Origin of the sequence: Nitrosospira sp. Nsp14, assembly GCF_900113575.1 — a bacterium.
GTDB lineage: Bacteria > Pseudomonadota > Gammaproteobacteria > Burkholderiales > Nitrosomonadaceae > Nitrosospira.
The window spans coordinates 12,389-24,963 of record NZ_FOPV01000011.1 but is presented as its reverse complement, the minus strand read 5'-3'; the positions used below and the strand labels follow the sequence as shown (position 1 = coordinate 24,963).

Below are 12,575 nucleotides of genomic sequence, written 5' to 3'. Positions count from 1 at the left end.
CCTATCCGCAGTCGACCGTATGCAATCTGTCAGAATAGGCGGGCTGGGACAATGCCTGGCATAAAGTACCGCGAGAGCGGGCGCTGGGCACGACACGGCGGCCCTTTCAATACCGATGTATTACCACTCGCCGCCCAGCACTTTATCCGCCCAGAATAGACCCGAAACCGTTTTATTGTCCGTAATCTTCCCGGTCTTTACCCAATCCAGTGCCGCTGCCAACGTCAAGGTAAATACCTCGAGATGCTCGCCGTCATCCAGGCTGGCAGTCGTAAAGGTAAGCTCTTCCGCCAGGTAATATATCAATTTTTCATCTGAATAACCGATGCACGGGTGCAGGGTTGTGACGTAACGCCACTTTTTCGCGATATAGCCGGTTTCTTCCAGCAACTCGCGTTGCGCGCACTGCAACGGATCTTCTCCGCGATCAATTTTCCCCGCCGGCAGTTCATAAAAATCCCGATGCAGGGGATAGCGGTGTTGCCGCTCCAGCACAAGTTCGCCATTGTCGAGCAATGGTATGATCACTACTGCCCCGGGATGCGTGATGTATTCACGCACCGCTACCTTGCCGTCGGGTAGACGGGCACGGTCCGCACGCACGTGCAGAAGCTCGCCGTCATATACGTTGCGGCTGCTGACAGTGGTTTCGGTGAGGTCTAGCGAGTGCTTGGGCATTAAGATGGTCCCGATGGTTTACAGGGATGCGCATGTGGGTGAACACGTCCCCGCCTCAGAGACTGCTCAAAGATTCGTCAATATTGTACACGCATGATCGCCTTCAGGCGTGACGAGCCGGATGGCGGGAAACAAGGCGCTGAAGCAGCTTCCCTTGCCGGGCTCGCTGGCGATCTCGAGCTTTGCCTGGTGGCAACTCAGCACGTGCTTGACGATGGCCAGTCCCAGACCGGTGCCGCCGGTTTCACGCGACCGCCCCCGGTCCACCCGATAAAATCGTTCTGTGAGACGCGAGATATGTTCGGGTTCGACCCCTATGCCGTTGTCCTGTACGGAGAAGACAGCCTGTCCATCGCGAATGGTCCAGTTCAAATTTATATTGCCGTTTTCCGGCGTATAGCGTATCGCGTTACTGATGAGGTTGGTGAAAGCGCTCCTTAGCTCATCCGTGCTGCCGAGCAGTTGGGTGCCGGTATCGAGACTCAGGCTGATGCGGTGCCGACCCGAGCTAAGGGAGCGCGCTTCATCATAGAGTTTGCGAAGCATGGCGGGAACATCCACCCGCTCACCGCGAATAAGGTTTTGCGTATCCTCCAGCCTCGAGAGCGTTAACAAATCCTGCACCAGATTCTGCATGCGCTTGGTCTGGTCTGTCATGAGACCCAGTGCCCACTTGAATGTTTCCGGATCGGATTGGCCCTGATCCTCCAGGGTTTCCAGAAATCCGCCGATCACGGTCAGGGGGGTGCGAAGTTCGTGCGAAACGTTGGCGACAAAATCCTGGCGCATGGTTTGCACTCTTTCCAATTGTGTGACGTCACGGCTGAGCAGCAGTTTCTGCTTATCGCCATAAGGGACGAATTGCAGGGAAAGGATCAGCCCCTGATGTCGAGGTTGCTTTACGACCACAGGCTCGGCGTAATTCTGGGCCGCGAGATATTCGGCGAATTGAGTGTGGCGCACCAGATGGGTGATATGCTGCCCTGTATCGGTGCTGGAGCTTATCCCAAGATGCTTTTCCGCTATGGGATTGCACCATTCGATGTGGTCCATCTCATCCAGAATGACCACACCCTCCGGCATGGCGGAGGTGGCGCGCTGCAGGCGCTCAAGTGCTGAACTGATGTGCTGGTAGCTGCGGCTTTGCTCGCGCACGAGGCGCATCTGACGCGCGAATACGTCTCCCCATTTACCCGAAGCATTCGGTAATATAGATCCCTCGGTCCGAAGCCACTGGTCCAGGATAGTAAGATAACGCCGGTCTCGAGCGAGCAGCACGAGCAGCGCCGCGACGTAGATTGCCAGTGTGACGGTAGTGCCCAGCGTCGCGAGGAGCATTCCTGTTACAACAGAAATCAGGACAACGTTCGCTACATGCTCCCAGAAGCCGGCCACGGAGTTAGTGGGAAGAGTAAAACTGGATCATTGCTCACCTATGTTGTCGGCTATCCTGCCGACATACGATAGCCGGAACCTCTGACGGTTTGCACCAATCCATCTTTGCTGACCGCCTCCAGCGCCTTGCGCAGCCGGCGAATGTGCACATCCACCGTTCGGTCTTCGACGAATACGTGATCTCCCCATACCTGGTCAAGCAGCTGCGTCCGGCTGTGCACCCTTTCGGAGTGAGTCATCAGAAAATGCAGAAGCCGAAATTCAGTAGGCCCAAGCGTCACTTCATTATCGTTGGCGGTCACCCGATGGCTTGCCGAATCGAGGCGTAGTCCGCCAATCTCAACGATATCGTCTGCTGCTTCGGGCGAACGCCGCCGGAGCACCGCTTTAATCCGGGCGAGCAATTCGCGCGGAGAGAAGGGCTTGGTGAGGTAGTCGTCAGCCCCAATCTCCAGGCCCGCGACTTTGTCGCTTTCTTCGGCGCGGGCCGTAAGCATGATGATGGGGATGGTTTTGGTACGAGATGCGCGCCGGAGCATGCGGGCGAAATCCACCCCGCTCATTCCCGGCAGCATCCAGTCAAGGAGCAGCAGATCGGGCAGGGCGTCATTGATGATGTCCATCGCCTCTTCCGCACTTCTTGCCGAAGAAACAGCATGTCCCGCCTGCCGCATGCTGTATGCAATCAATTCCTGTATTGCTGGTTCATCTTCCACAACCAATATTCTTGCTGCCATCAGATCAATCCTTGCCTTCAGTAAGAATTTTTTCGATTATGCGTAACTTTTCGTATATTGTCATGATATTTAAACCATATTGCCGTTTTGTGACATGGACGGCATATTCGGCGCATGACCAGTTTTTCCAACCCTGGTTTCTACAAAACCAGTATCACTCGGTAGTCATTGACATTGGTGCGGGTGGGGCCGGTAACGATCAGATCGTCGAGTTGCTGGAAGAAAACATAGGCGTCATGAATGGCGAGCAGCGCTGCCGGGTTGAGGTCTTGTTGGCTTGCGCGTTGCAAAGAATGCGGCGCGATAATTGCCCCGGCGTTGTTTTCAGTCCCGTCAATGCCATCTGTATCGCAGGCGAGGGCATGGATATTAGCCTTCCCCGCCAGTTCTATGGCCAGCGCCAGCAAAAATTCCGTGTTGCGCCCACCTCGTCCGCCGCGGCTTGATTCATGGATTGTAACCGTTGTTTCGCCGCCCGAGATCAGCGCGACCGGTGTTTTCCAGGGATGCTGGTACTGGCGGATCTGTTTCACCAACGCTGCGAAAACTTTTGCGACCTCGCGCGCCTCCCCAGTGATGGAGTCACTCAGGATGACAGGGTTAATTCCTGCGGTGCGCAGATACTCCGCCGCCGCTTGCAGCGCATCGTACGCAGTCGCGATCACGCGGTTTTCGACGTGCTTTAGAAGCTTATTGCCTGGTTTGAGGGTTTCGTCTCGTTCTCCTCTCGCCCCTGCCCGCAGTGTCGTCATTACGGCTGCGGGTGCGTCAATATCGTAGCGCCCGATAATTGCGATCGCATCAGAATACGTTGTGGGATCAGGCGCGCATGGGCCGGAGGCGATATCGGTAGGGTCATCCCCGGTGACATCGGAGATGACCAGCGCCAGAACAGGTGCGCGGCAGGCTGCTGCAAGCCGGCCGCCCTGGATGGCGGAGAGATGTTTGCGCACGGCATTTATTTCCTGGATCGGCGCGCCGCAGCGGAGCAATGCAGCCGTAATGCGGCTAAGGTCGTTCAACGTTACGCCTTCCACTGGCAACGACAGCAGGCTTGAGCCGCCGCCGCTGAGCAGACATAGGAGCAGATCGTCCGCCTCAAGTTTTTTTACTTCCGCCAGAATGGCCCGAGCGCCTTGTTCGCCGTGCTTATCGGGCAATGGATGACCGGCTTCGATGACCTTGATGCGTTCAACGGGCAGACCATGGCCATAACGTGTAAGGACGAGCCCGTCCAGCGCCACCGTCGCAGGCCAGTGGCGCTCCACCGCCAGGGCCATGGCCGCAGCCGCCTTACCGGCGCCTACTACCAGCGTGCGGCCGGTTGCCGGCCTGGGCAGAACGCTGGACAAGTGAGGGGGAACGATCCGGAGCGGATCGGCTGCGGCGACCGCAGCCTCGAAGCTGTGGAGGAGAAGCTTGCGGGGGTCATACTGGGTCATATTCCGGATACTTCTCGCCGCAGCGGTTACAGTTCTCGCTGGAAATCAAGCGTAGCCCGCAGATAATGACCGGTGAAACTCTTCTCGTTGGCCGCTATTTCCTCTGGCGTGCCCTGGGCAATAATTTCGCCGCCGCCTTCGCCACCTTCCGGACCAAGGTCGATGATCCAGTCAGCGGTTTTGATCACATCCAGGTTATGTTCGATCACGACTACCGTATTTCCGTGGTCGCGCAACCGGTGCAGCACTTTCAGTAACAGATCAATATCCTGAAAATGAAGGCCAGTAGTGGGCTCATCCAGAATATAGAGCGTGCGTCCGGTATCACGTTTCGATAGTTCCAGGGACAGCTTTACCCGTTGGGCTTCGCCGCCCGAGAGCGTAGTGGCGGATTGGCCGAGCGTGATATAGCCCAGGCCTACATCCAGCAGCGTCTGGAGTTTGCGCGCAACCACCGGTACAGCGCTGAAAAATTCATGCGCCTGCTCCACCGTCATCTGGAGAATTTCGTTGATGTTTTTCCCCTTGTACTGGATCTCCAGGGTTTCACGGTTATAGCGCTTGCCATGGCAAACATCGCATGACACGTAGATATCCGGAAGAAAATGCATTTCGACCTTGATTACCCCGTCTCCTTGACAAGCCTCGCAGCGTCCGCCCTTGACGTTGAAGGAAAACCGGCCCGGTCCGTAGCCGCGCTCGCGTGCCTGGGGCACGCCTGAAAACAACTCGCGGATCGGTGTGAATAAGCCGGTATAAGTGGCCGGATTCGAACGCGGCGTGCGGCCGATAGGGCTCTGGTCCATGTTGATGACCTTGTCGAAAAAGGCCAATCCATCCAGGTTGTGGTATGGCGCCGGCTCGGCGGCGCTACCGTAGAGATGGCGTGCAGTAGCCAGGTAGAGCGTTTCATTGATGAGGGTGGATTTCCCCGAACCGGACACGCCTGTGACGCACACGAACAGGCCTACGGGGAGGTCGAGGTTGACGTTCTTCAGATTATTGCCGGAAGCGCCTTCGATTTTAAGCCATCGATCGCTATTTGGCTGTGTGCGGACTTGGGGCACAGCAATGGCCAGCTCGCCTGAAAGATACTTTCCGGTCAGGGAGCCACCATTCTTTTGAATTGCCTGCGGTGTTCCCTCCGCAATAACAGATCCGCCATGCTCGCCTGCCCCCGGTCCCATATCCACCACATGATCGGCGGTCAGGATAGCGTCCTGGTCATGTTCCACCACAATGACGCTATTTCCCAGATCGCGAAGGTTCTTTAGCGTTTGCAGCAAGCGGCCGTTATCCCGTTGGTGAAGTCCAATGGACGGCTCATCCAGCACGTACATCACCCCGGTCAGACCTGATCCAATCTGGCTGGCAAGCCGGATACGCTGGGACTCTCCACCGGAGAGCGTGTCAGCGGAGCGATCCAGCGAAAGGTAATCCAGCCCGACATTGTTGAGGAACAAGATACGGCTGCAAATCTCCTTGATGATTTTTTCGGCGATGGCGTGTTTATGGCCGGTCAAGGTTACCTCGTCGAAAAAGGTTTTTGCTTCTTTCAGAGGCAATGCATTAATCTCATAAATGGCTTGTCCACCTACCCGCACGTGGCGCGCTTCCCGACGGAGCCGGGTACCTGAGCATTCGGGGCAGATTTGTGAATTGAGGTATTTAGCCAATTCTTCGCGTACTGCGACCGAATCGGTTTCCTTATACCGGCGCTCGAGATTGGGAATGATGCCCTCGAACGTATGCTTGCGATGAGTGCGTGCCCCACTTTCATTCAAGTATGCGAATGAGATTTTTTCCCTGCCAGACCCGTTGAGGATGATATCCTGGGTATTCGCGGGAAGCTGTTCAAAGGGAATTTCCAGGTCAAAATCGTAGTGGCTGGCAAGGCTTGCAAGTAGCTGGAAATAAAACTGGTTGCGCCGGTCCCAGCCCTTGATCGCGCCGGAAGCCAACGATAGATGCGGGAAGGCGACGATCCGCTTCGGGTCGAAAAAGGTAATCTTCCCGAGCCCGTCACACTTGGGGCAAGCGCCCATCGGGTTGTTGAACGAGAACAGCCGCGGCTCAAGTTCAGGTAGCGAATAGCTGCATACGGGGCAACTAAACTTGGCCGAAAAAAGGTGCTCCTGGCCCGAATCCATTTCAACCGCCAACGCACGGCCATCGGCATGGCGCAGCGCGGTTTCAAATGATTCCGCCAGCCGCTGCTTTGACTCCGGCGAGATTTTGAGGCGGTCTACCACTACTTCCACTGTGTGTTTTTTGTTTTTTTGCAGTTTCGGCAACGAATCGATGTCATGCACTTCACCGTCTATTCTTAGACGCACGAATCCCTGTGCCCGCAGTTCATCAATTAAATCCATCTGCTCGCCTTTGCGGCCCACCACGAGCGGCGCGAGTATCATCAGCCGGGTATCCGGTGGCAGCTGCAGGACGTGATCGACCATTTGCGATACGCTTTGTGCTGTAAGCGTGATGCCGTGGTCAGGGCATTGGGGATCTCCCACACGCGCAAACAGCAAACGCATGTAATCGTGTATTTCGGTGACCGTGCCGACGGTCGAGCGCGGATTATGCGAAGTGGCTTTTTGCTCGATTGCAATGGCGGGGGATAGCCCCTCGATCAGATCAACATCGGGCTTTTCCATCAGTTGCAGGAATTGCCGGGCATAAGCCGAGAGCGATTCCACGTAGCGCCGCTGGCCTTCGGCATAAAGCGTATCGAATGCGAGCGAGGATTTGCCTGATCCCGACAAGCCCGTGATTACTACCAGCTTATTTCGGGGTAAATCGAGATTGATGTTTTTAAGATTGTGTGTGCGTGCACCGCGAATTCTAATCAGTTCCATTCACCGCTTCCATTTGGCGCCCCATGGCTCTCGACCCTCTCACCGTCCTCATTTTCCGCGTTCCCCGGCGATTTTTTATACATCCTCCTTACCGGGGCCGGGCTATGAAGTACTACGTGGTGTCCTACCTGAGTACGGGGCAAACCTGTTAATATACGCAAGTTTCCGCGTTTTCCCAATCTGATTCATGTCCTCCTCATTACCTCCCGAGAAATTGTCGCCGATAGAGTTGCGCGCCACCGCCGGTCTGGCCAGTATCTACGGGTTGCGAATGTTGGGCATGTTCATCATCCTGCCCGTGTTTGCGTTCTATGCCGAACACCTGCCCGGCGGGGACAACTATGCGTTGATTGGCATCGCGCTGGGGGCATACGGGCTGACCCAGGCAATACTGCAGGTTCCGTTTGGCTGGTTATCCGACCGCTTCGGCCGCAAGCCCGTTATTTACGTCGGCTTGATCCTGTTCGCCATTGGTAGTTTTGTTGCCGCTAGCGCCACCGATATTTACTGGGTCATTTTCGGCCGCATCATACAGGGCTCGGGCGCGATCTCCGCAGCAGTGATGGCGCTGGCCGCCGATCTTACCCGCGAAGAGCATCGCACGAAGGCGATGGCTGCCATAGGCATGACCATTGGCGTCACCTTCGCGTTGTCACTGATTATTGCACCGGCGTTAAACCGGTTGATTGGGGTGCCGGGAATTTTTGTCATGACCGGCGTGCTTGCCCTGCTGGCCATGGTGGTGGTTTCCAGAATCGTTCCCGATCCGGTCGTCAGCCGCTTCCATTCCGATACTGAGGCAGTTCCCGGCCGCTTCAATAATGTATTGCATGATCCCGAGTTGCTGCGCCTGGATTTCGGCGTTTTCGCGCTGCATGCAGTATTGATGGCGCTCTGGCTGGTCGTGCCACTGTCGCTGCGCAATGCAGGACTTGCGGCGGACTCTCACTGGCAAGTCTATTTCCCGGTATTGGTCCTCTCCATGGCAATGATTATCCCGGCAATCATTTATGGCGAGAAGAAGGCCAAGCTCAAACAGGTATTCGTCATTTCTGTGGCCCTGCTGCTGGTAAGTCAGGTTTTGCTGGCGTACGCATTCAATTCATTGTGGGGCACGGCAGTAGCGCTGCTGGTGTTCTTCGCTGCCTTCAACCTGCTGGAGGCGACTTTGCCTTCGCTCATTTCAAAGATCGCGCCGGTCGGAGCGAAAGGCACTGCTATCGGCGTCTATAGCAGCGTGCAATTTCTGGGAACTTTCATCGGTGCCACGGTGGGGGGCTACCTGTATCAGCATTTCGGCAGTTCCGCTTTATTTGCATTCTGCGGCAGTCTTCTTGCGTTATGGCTGATGTTTGCGGCCACCATGAAGGCGCCCGCCGCGGTGCGCACCCGCATGTACCACGTGCAGGAAATGGATACAGGCGAAGCGAGCGGCTTGTCGCGTCAATTGGCCGCGTTACCGGGCGTACACGAGGCGCTCGTGCTTGCAAGCGAAGGCGTGGCTTACCTTAAAGTGGATATGAGAGGCTTCGACGAACAAGGTGTTGTACAACTATTAGGGGGAAAAGCATAATGGCATCAGTTAACAAGGTCATCCTCATCGGAAATCTCGGCAAAGATCCCGAGACGCGCTATATGCCGAATGGAGACGCCGTGACCAATATCACCCTGGCGACAACTGAAACCTGGAAGGATAAAAACGGCGAAAAGCAGGAAAAAACCGAGTGGCACCGGGTTACCTTTTACCGCAAGCTGGCGGAAATCGCAGGCGAATACCTCAAGAAGGGTCGTCCCGTCTATGTCGAAGGACGGCTGGAAACACGCAAATGGACTGACAAGGCAGGTGTCGAACGCTACACCACGGACGTCATTGCCAGCGACATGAAAATGCTCGGCAGCAAACCCGGCAGCGGCAGCTACGAAGGCGGAGAGAGGGAAGAGAGTAGTTATGCCCCCAGCCCGTCAGGTAACAAGGCGCCGGCGCGGAGCGGTACCGGCTTCGATGATATGGATGACGATATTCCGTTTTAATGGCGCTTTCGTTAATTCGTAAACATCCGCCGTAATCGAGAGATTGCAGACCTTTTTCGTATTTCAACTTTTTGAGCGTATGCGATATTTTGGGAAGCGACGACTTTTTTTTAAAAGTAAAAGAGGCGGATCGGCACGTCCTGTGAACGTGTCCGAGGGCGAATTCCGGCCGCTAGGTCGTCAATTTCGTGATGCTGCTCTATTTTGAACATCTTCTGTTCGGCCTAACACGCGCTGTATTCGTCTCGTATCGTTCTCGCAAGCAAGAGTGCTTGGATTAGTGTTCTCTACTGGAATCAGTCTCAGCGCTTGGACTCTCTGTCGTTTGCGCTTCGGAGTCGACTTCCAATACCTTTGCTTTGAGAATCCGTAACATATCCCGAAGAGCACCAACCGCATCGCCGAATTCAGTTTTCCGAAGTAGCCGTTCACCCTTTGGAAAAGGGATAACGTGAAAACTTGATATATCCGTTTGCGCAGGCAGGCGCTCAATGGCGAGCAGAAGTTGATGATTCTCGCTCGCGTGCTGTTGCATAACATCAATCATTCGCCTTAGGTTATTTTCATCTTGTCCGGACTGCTGCGGTGTATCGACTACGAAAGGCAAACGTACCGAGTCGCCGTATTGGACGTTGGTTGCGAGCAACGCCAGGTGAACAGCTAGCGTCGCGCGCGGCCCCGAACTTCCTCCGGACGCGGGCCGTGAACCTAGCTTAGTTTCGTCCACTCTCTCATCTTCTGGAATTTTTAATGCTTCAGACAGGTGTCGAAGCTTGGCGGCGTAATAGTAAGACACTTCTTTCAGCCTCGTTTTATCTTCAAATGTTTTCACAATTTCGTTCAGTTCCTCGACCTCCTCTTGGAGTTCATCGACCTTATGAGTGAGTGTTTGAGAAACCTCACGAAACGCCCGGTCCAACGTTCGCTTGCTATGGGAAGCGAGAACCTCATCCAGCTTCAATCGTGCCTTTTTTTCCTGAGACAGCTTTTCAAAGTTTAGAACCTCCTTTTCTATTTCTCTGAGCTCCTGCCGAATTTCTACTTCGCGCTTGCGTGCGCCATCTAGTTGCTTATTCAACTCTGCTACAAGGGCTGCCATTGAATCCGCATCAGTGATTAATGCAAGTCGCGCATGGAATGAGGTTCGATGAAAGGTTCCACAAGTTGGACACTCAATGTCCGTACTGTCGGGAATATTGGACAGGTAAGTTAAGTCTTTTTCTAATTCTTGGTGCGAACCCACAGCTAACTTCAGCTCAGCCTGAACCTGCTGGCGTCCGTTTACCAACGCGAGAAGTGCGGCTCTAACCCTGACCTGTTGCTGTTGAACTCTTTTTGCACTGGATGCCAGTTTTACTAGTTCAGCTCGAAATGTTGTCAGATCAAGTGAGGGGAGATTTTTTGGCAGCGTTTCTCTCACACGGCGAAATGCCTTTCGCTGAGCGTCTAATTCTTTCTTAGATGTAGTAAGGCGTCCAATCGCCTCATTACGGCGCTGCTTTGCCTCAAGATAAGCATTCGGACGCTGGCCAGTAAAAGATGCGAACACAGGGTTCTTCCAGCTCGAAAACTGACCCAAGTTGGTAAATGTGGCCCAGGATGCTCCCCAACTCCCATCTTGGTCAATGTAGAAGGGAACGGTTAGATAATCTAGGCCTGCCAAGTGGTAAGCTGTCCCGCTTGGCCGCTGGAGTTTTAGTCGATATCCAAAAAGCTGGCTCGCAAAGTTTGACCATGCGGCATGATTGGAAGAACCAAAGAGCATTCTTCCCTCGGAATCAAACAAACCTTGTGCTCGTCCCGCTCGAATTGCCACAAGAGTACGCTGACCTAAGGAAAACTCGAGCGCCGCTATTGCATCCGGGTCCCATGCGCCGGCGTTCCTTTTCGGAGGCTCACACCCTAGAGCCCAAAATATATTCTTACTGACCCGGGATTTCCCCGTCCCGTTCGTTCCCAGCAACAGAATTTTCTGACTGTCTAGAAAAATTTTTCTCGCCGCTCCGTCTCTCTCGGATACGAGCCAAAGCCTCTTGAAAGTGACTTGCTGCGTCATTCTTGTTCCTCAGGTTTCGGATGAGCCGCAGAAGAGAATAGGTGGACATTGATTGCATTCTTAATCACCAAAAGAGCGAGACCATTAAGATATCCTTTTGGAAGTCCCGCCACTTCGAGGGGCTGTTCTTCCGTTGCTTCCGCGACAAGATACTCCATTATTTCTCCAAGCTTTGCAATTTCTTCCAACTCGGTTTGGACCTTGTTTCGCGTATAAACGAACAAGCGATATAACCGCGCAACTTGTATGTTGGTCCGGTCGGAAAGGTGGGCGCACAACGCGATTTTTTCTCGTCGAATTTGATCGCGCTTCCCATAGTGATACTGCTCGTGGTCAAGGCGCGTAAGTGCTTCCTCCAAGGCTACTTGAACGGGGGGACCGGCTGACTCAATACTTTGCAACACTTGCGTAATCTCATCACGAGACAGACATCGAGCCCGAAGCTTGTGGAACGTGTTCGCGTAGTCCGTATTTGTCCCTTTCTGCTGGAACTCTGCCGCGAGCATGCGTGCCGATATATGAGGTCGAGATATTTCGAAAGGAAGTTTCCCTGTATCGCTTAGGGTACTGAGTTTGCCAGTAATGAATGTATCTTGCTCGCCCAGGGGGAGGTTTGTCCGCTCAAGCGTGAAATCGGTCAGGTCGACCTTATCAGAGGAAATTCCAAGTTGCGAGGCTAACTTCTGTTTAACCTCCTCAGACTTGCTAGCTATAAACTCGTGTAGTCCGCACCCGTCTGAATGTTGAAGGCTTGTCCCTTCCTCAAGCGGCACCTTAAAAGCGAGGTTGGAGATGAAGCACAACTTGGTGGGGTGGGACTTGAACGTGTGCCGGCGTGAATAAAGCTTCGCAAGCGGGGAGAGTTCACAGGTGCCTGTTTTCGAGGTGGACCTCAATAGATTTGACCAACTCCAGACCCCCTCTCGTTCGTGTTTCTTTACCTGATAAAACTGAACAGTAGTTGGCACCGTCGGCGAGTCAAGGACCGCGACATCTTCCTTAATCTCCATGCCGATGGCGAAATCGTTTCCTTGTGCATAAAGCTCCGTGGCCTTGAGAGTAGCCCACCAATGTTGATAGGAGAATCCAAGGGTGGCGTTGACTCCAGCCTTCTCATCGGTAGGCTTATCTGTAAGTAGCGACAGTAGGTCGTTACTGCTATTTGGGGAAAGCGTTTGTTCCTGTTTCTTCTTATTTTTGAAAGGCCGAGTCATATTGGGGACCATGTCATTCGATGGGCTCCCGCCGGGACTTATTTAATTCCGGTCAAGAGCCATACCAAACAGAACTTCACTCTTGCAAAGGATGCATTTTACCTTGCAGACAATCAAATTATTCATAATCGCTGACAAGGCTAGCGCAAGCTGGGGGTGAACTC

General features: G+C 54.1%; 9 protein-coding genes. 2 read left to right on the top strand and 7 right to left on the bottom strand.

Translation table 11 applies throughout. The features are described 5' to 3' along the window. Window positions 1-120: 120 nt before the first annotated feature. The 5 genes from BM022_RS08585 to uvrA all read right to left on the bottom strand — a co-directional run bounded on the left by BM022_RS08585 (window position 121) and on the right by uvrA (window position 7,110). A complete protein-coding gene (locus BM022_RS08585; RefSeq protein ID WP_091138525.1) occupies window positions 121-678 on the bottom strand; it encodes an NUDIX domain-containing protein in 558 nt (185 codons plus the stop codon). Between the two features lie 66 nt (window positions 679-744). Further along, on the bottom strand, window positions 745-2,073 hold the full coding sequence (gene phoR / locus BM022_RS08580; protein WP_091138523.1) for a phosphate regulon sensor histidine kinase PhoR: 1,329 nt from the start codon (window positions 2,071-2,073) through the stop codon (window positions 745-747). A gap of 50 nt (window positions 2,074-2,123) precedes the next feature. Beyond that, the gene (gene phoB / locus BM022_RS08575) at window positions 2,124-2,810 is read right to left on the bottom strand and encodes a phosphate regulon transcriptional regulator PhoB (protein WP_091138522.1); all 687 of its coding nucleotides are present in this window, start codon (window positions 2,808-2,810) and stop codon (window positions 2,124-2,126) included. Between the two features lie 140 nt (window positions 2,811-2,950). Continuing rightward, complete coding sequence (locus BM022_RS08570; protein WP_091138521.1) at window positions 2,951-4,252, bottom strand: glycerate kinase type-2 family protein; 1,302 nt, start codon at window positions 4,250-4,252, stop codon at window positions 2,951-2,953. A gap of 26 nt (window positions 4,253-4,278) precedes the next feature. Further along, window positions 4,279-7,110 (bottom strand): excinuclease ABC subunit UvrA, encoded by a 2,832-nt coding sequence (uvrA, locus tag BM022_RS08565; protein ID WP_091138520.1) that lies wholly within the window; start codon window positions 7,108-7,110, stop codon window positions 4,279-4,281. 187 nt (window positions 7,111-7,297) lie between these two features. Between uvrA and BM022_RS08560 the strand changes: the two genes are divergently transcribed. Then, a complete protein-coding gene (locus BM022_RS08560) occupies window positions 7,298-8,683 on the top strand; it encodes an MFS transporter (RefSeq protein WP_091138519.1) in 1,386 nt (461 codons plus the stop codon). Then, complete coding sequence (gene ssb / locus BM022_RS08555; RefSeq protein WP_091138513.1) at window positions 8,683-9,141, top strand: single-stranded DNA-binding protein; 459 nt, start codon at window positions 8,683-8,685, stop codon at window positions 9,139-9,141. Before BM022_RS08560 ends, ssb begins: the two co-directional genes overlap by 1 nt. Before the next feature lie 277 nt (window positions 9,142-9,418). On the opposite strand, the gene BM022_RS08550 is transcribed toward ssb, so the two are convergent. Beyond that, entirely contained in the window at window positions 9,419-11,197 is a 1,779-nt protein-coding gene (locus BM022_RS08550) for a hypothetical protein (protein ID WP_091138511.1), read from the bottom strand. After that, window positions 11,194-12,411, bottom strand: a complete 1,218-nt coding sequence (locus BM022_RS08545) for a dsDNA nuclease domain-containing protein (RefSeq protein WP_177191664.1) — start codon at window positions 12,409-12,411, stop codon at window positions 11,194-11,196. The genes BM022_RS08550 and BM022_RS08545 overlap by 4 nt, the downstream gene beginning before the upstream one ends. Window positions 12,412-12,575 lie beyond the last annotated feature (164 nt).

Excerpts from the sequence above, each read along its gene's own strand:
- BM022_RS08585 (WP_091138525.1), bottom strand. The coding sequence starts at position 678 with ATGCCCAAGCACTCGCTAGACCTCACCGAAACCACTGTCAGCAGCCGC.
- phoB (WP_091138522.1), bottom strand. The coding sequence starts at position 2,810 with ATGGCAGCAAGAATATTGGTTGTGGAAGATGAACCAGCAATACAGGAA.
- BM022_RS08570 (WP_091138521.1), bottom strand. The coding sequence starts at position 4,252 with ATGACCCAGTATGACCCCCGCAAGCTTCTCCTCCACAGCTTCGAGGCT.
- uvrA (WP_091138520.1), bottom strand. The coding sequence starts at position 7,110 with ATGGAACTGATTAGAATTCGCGGTGCACGCACACACAATCTTAAAAAC.
- BM022_RS08560 (WP_091138519.1), top strand. The coding sequence starts at position 7,298 with ATGTCCTCCTCATTACCTCCCGAGAAATTGTCGCCGATAGAGTTGCGC.
- ssb (WP_091138513.1), top strand. The coding sequence starts at position 8,683 with ATGGCATCAGTTAACAAGGTCATCCTCATCGGAAATCTCGGCAAAGAT.
- BM022_RS08550 (WP_091138511.1), bottom strand. The coding sequence starts at position 11,197 with ATGACGCAGCAAGTCACTTTCAAGAGGCTTTGGCTCGTATCCGAGAGA.
- BM022_RS08545 (WP_177191664.1), bottom strand. The coding sequence starts at position 12,411 with ATGACTCGGCCTTTCAAAAATAAGAAGAAACAGGAACAAACGCTTTCC.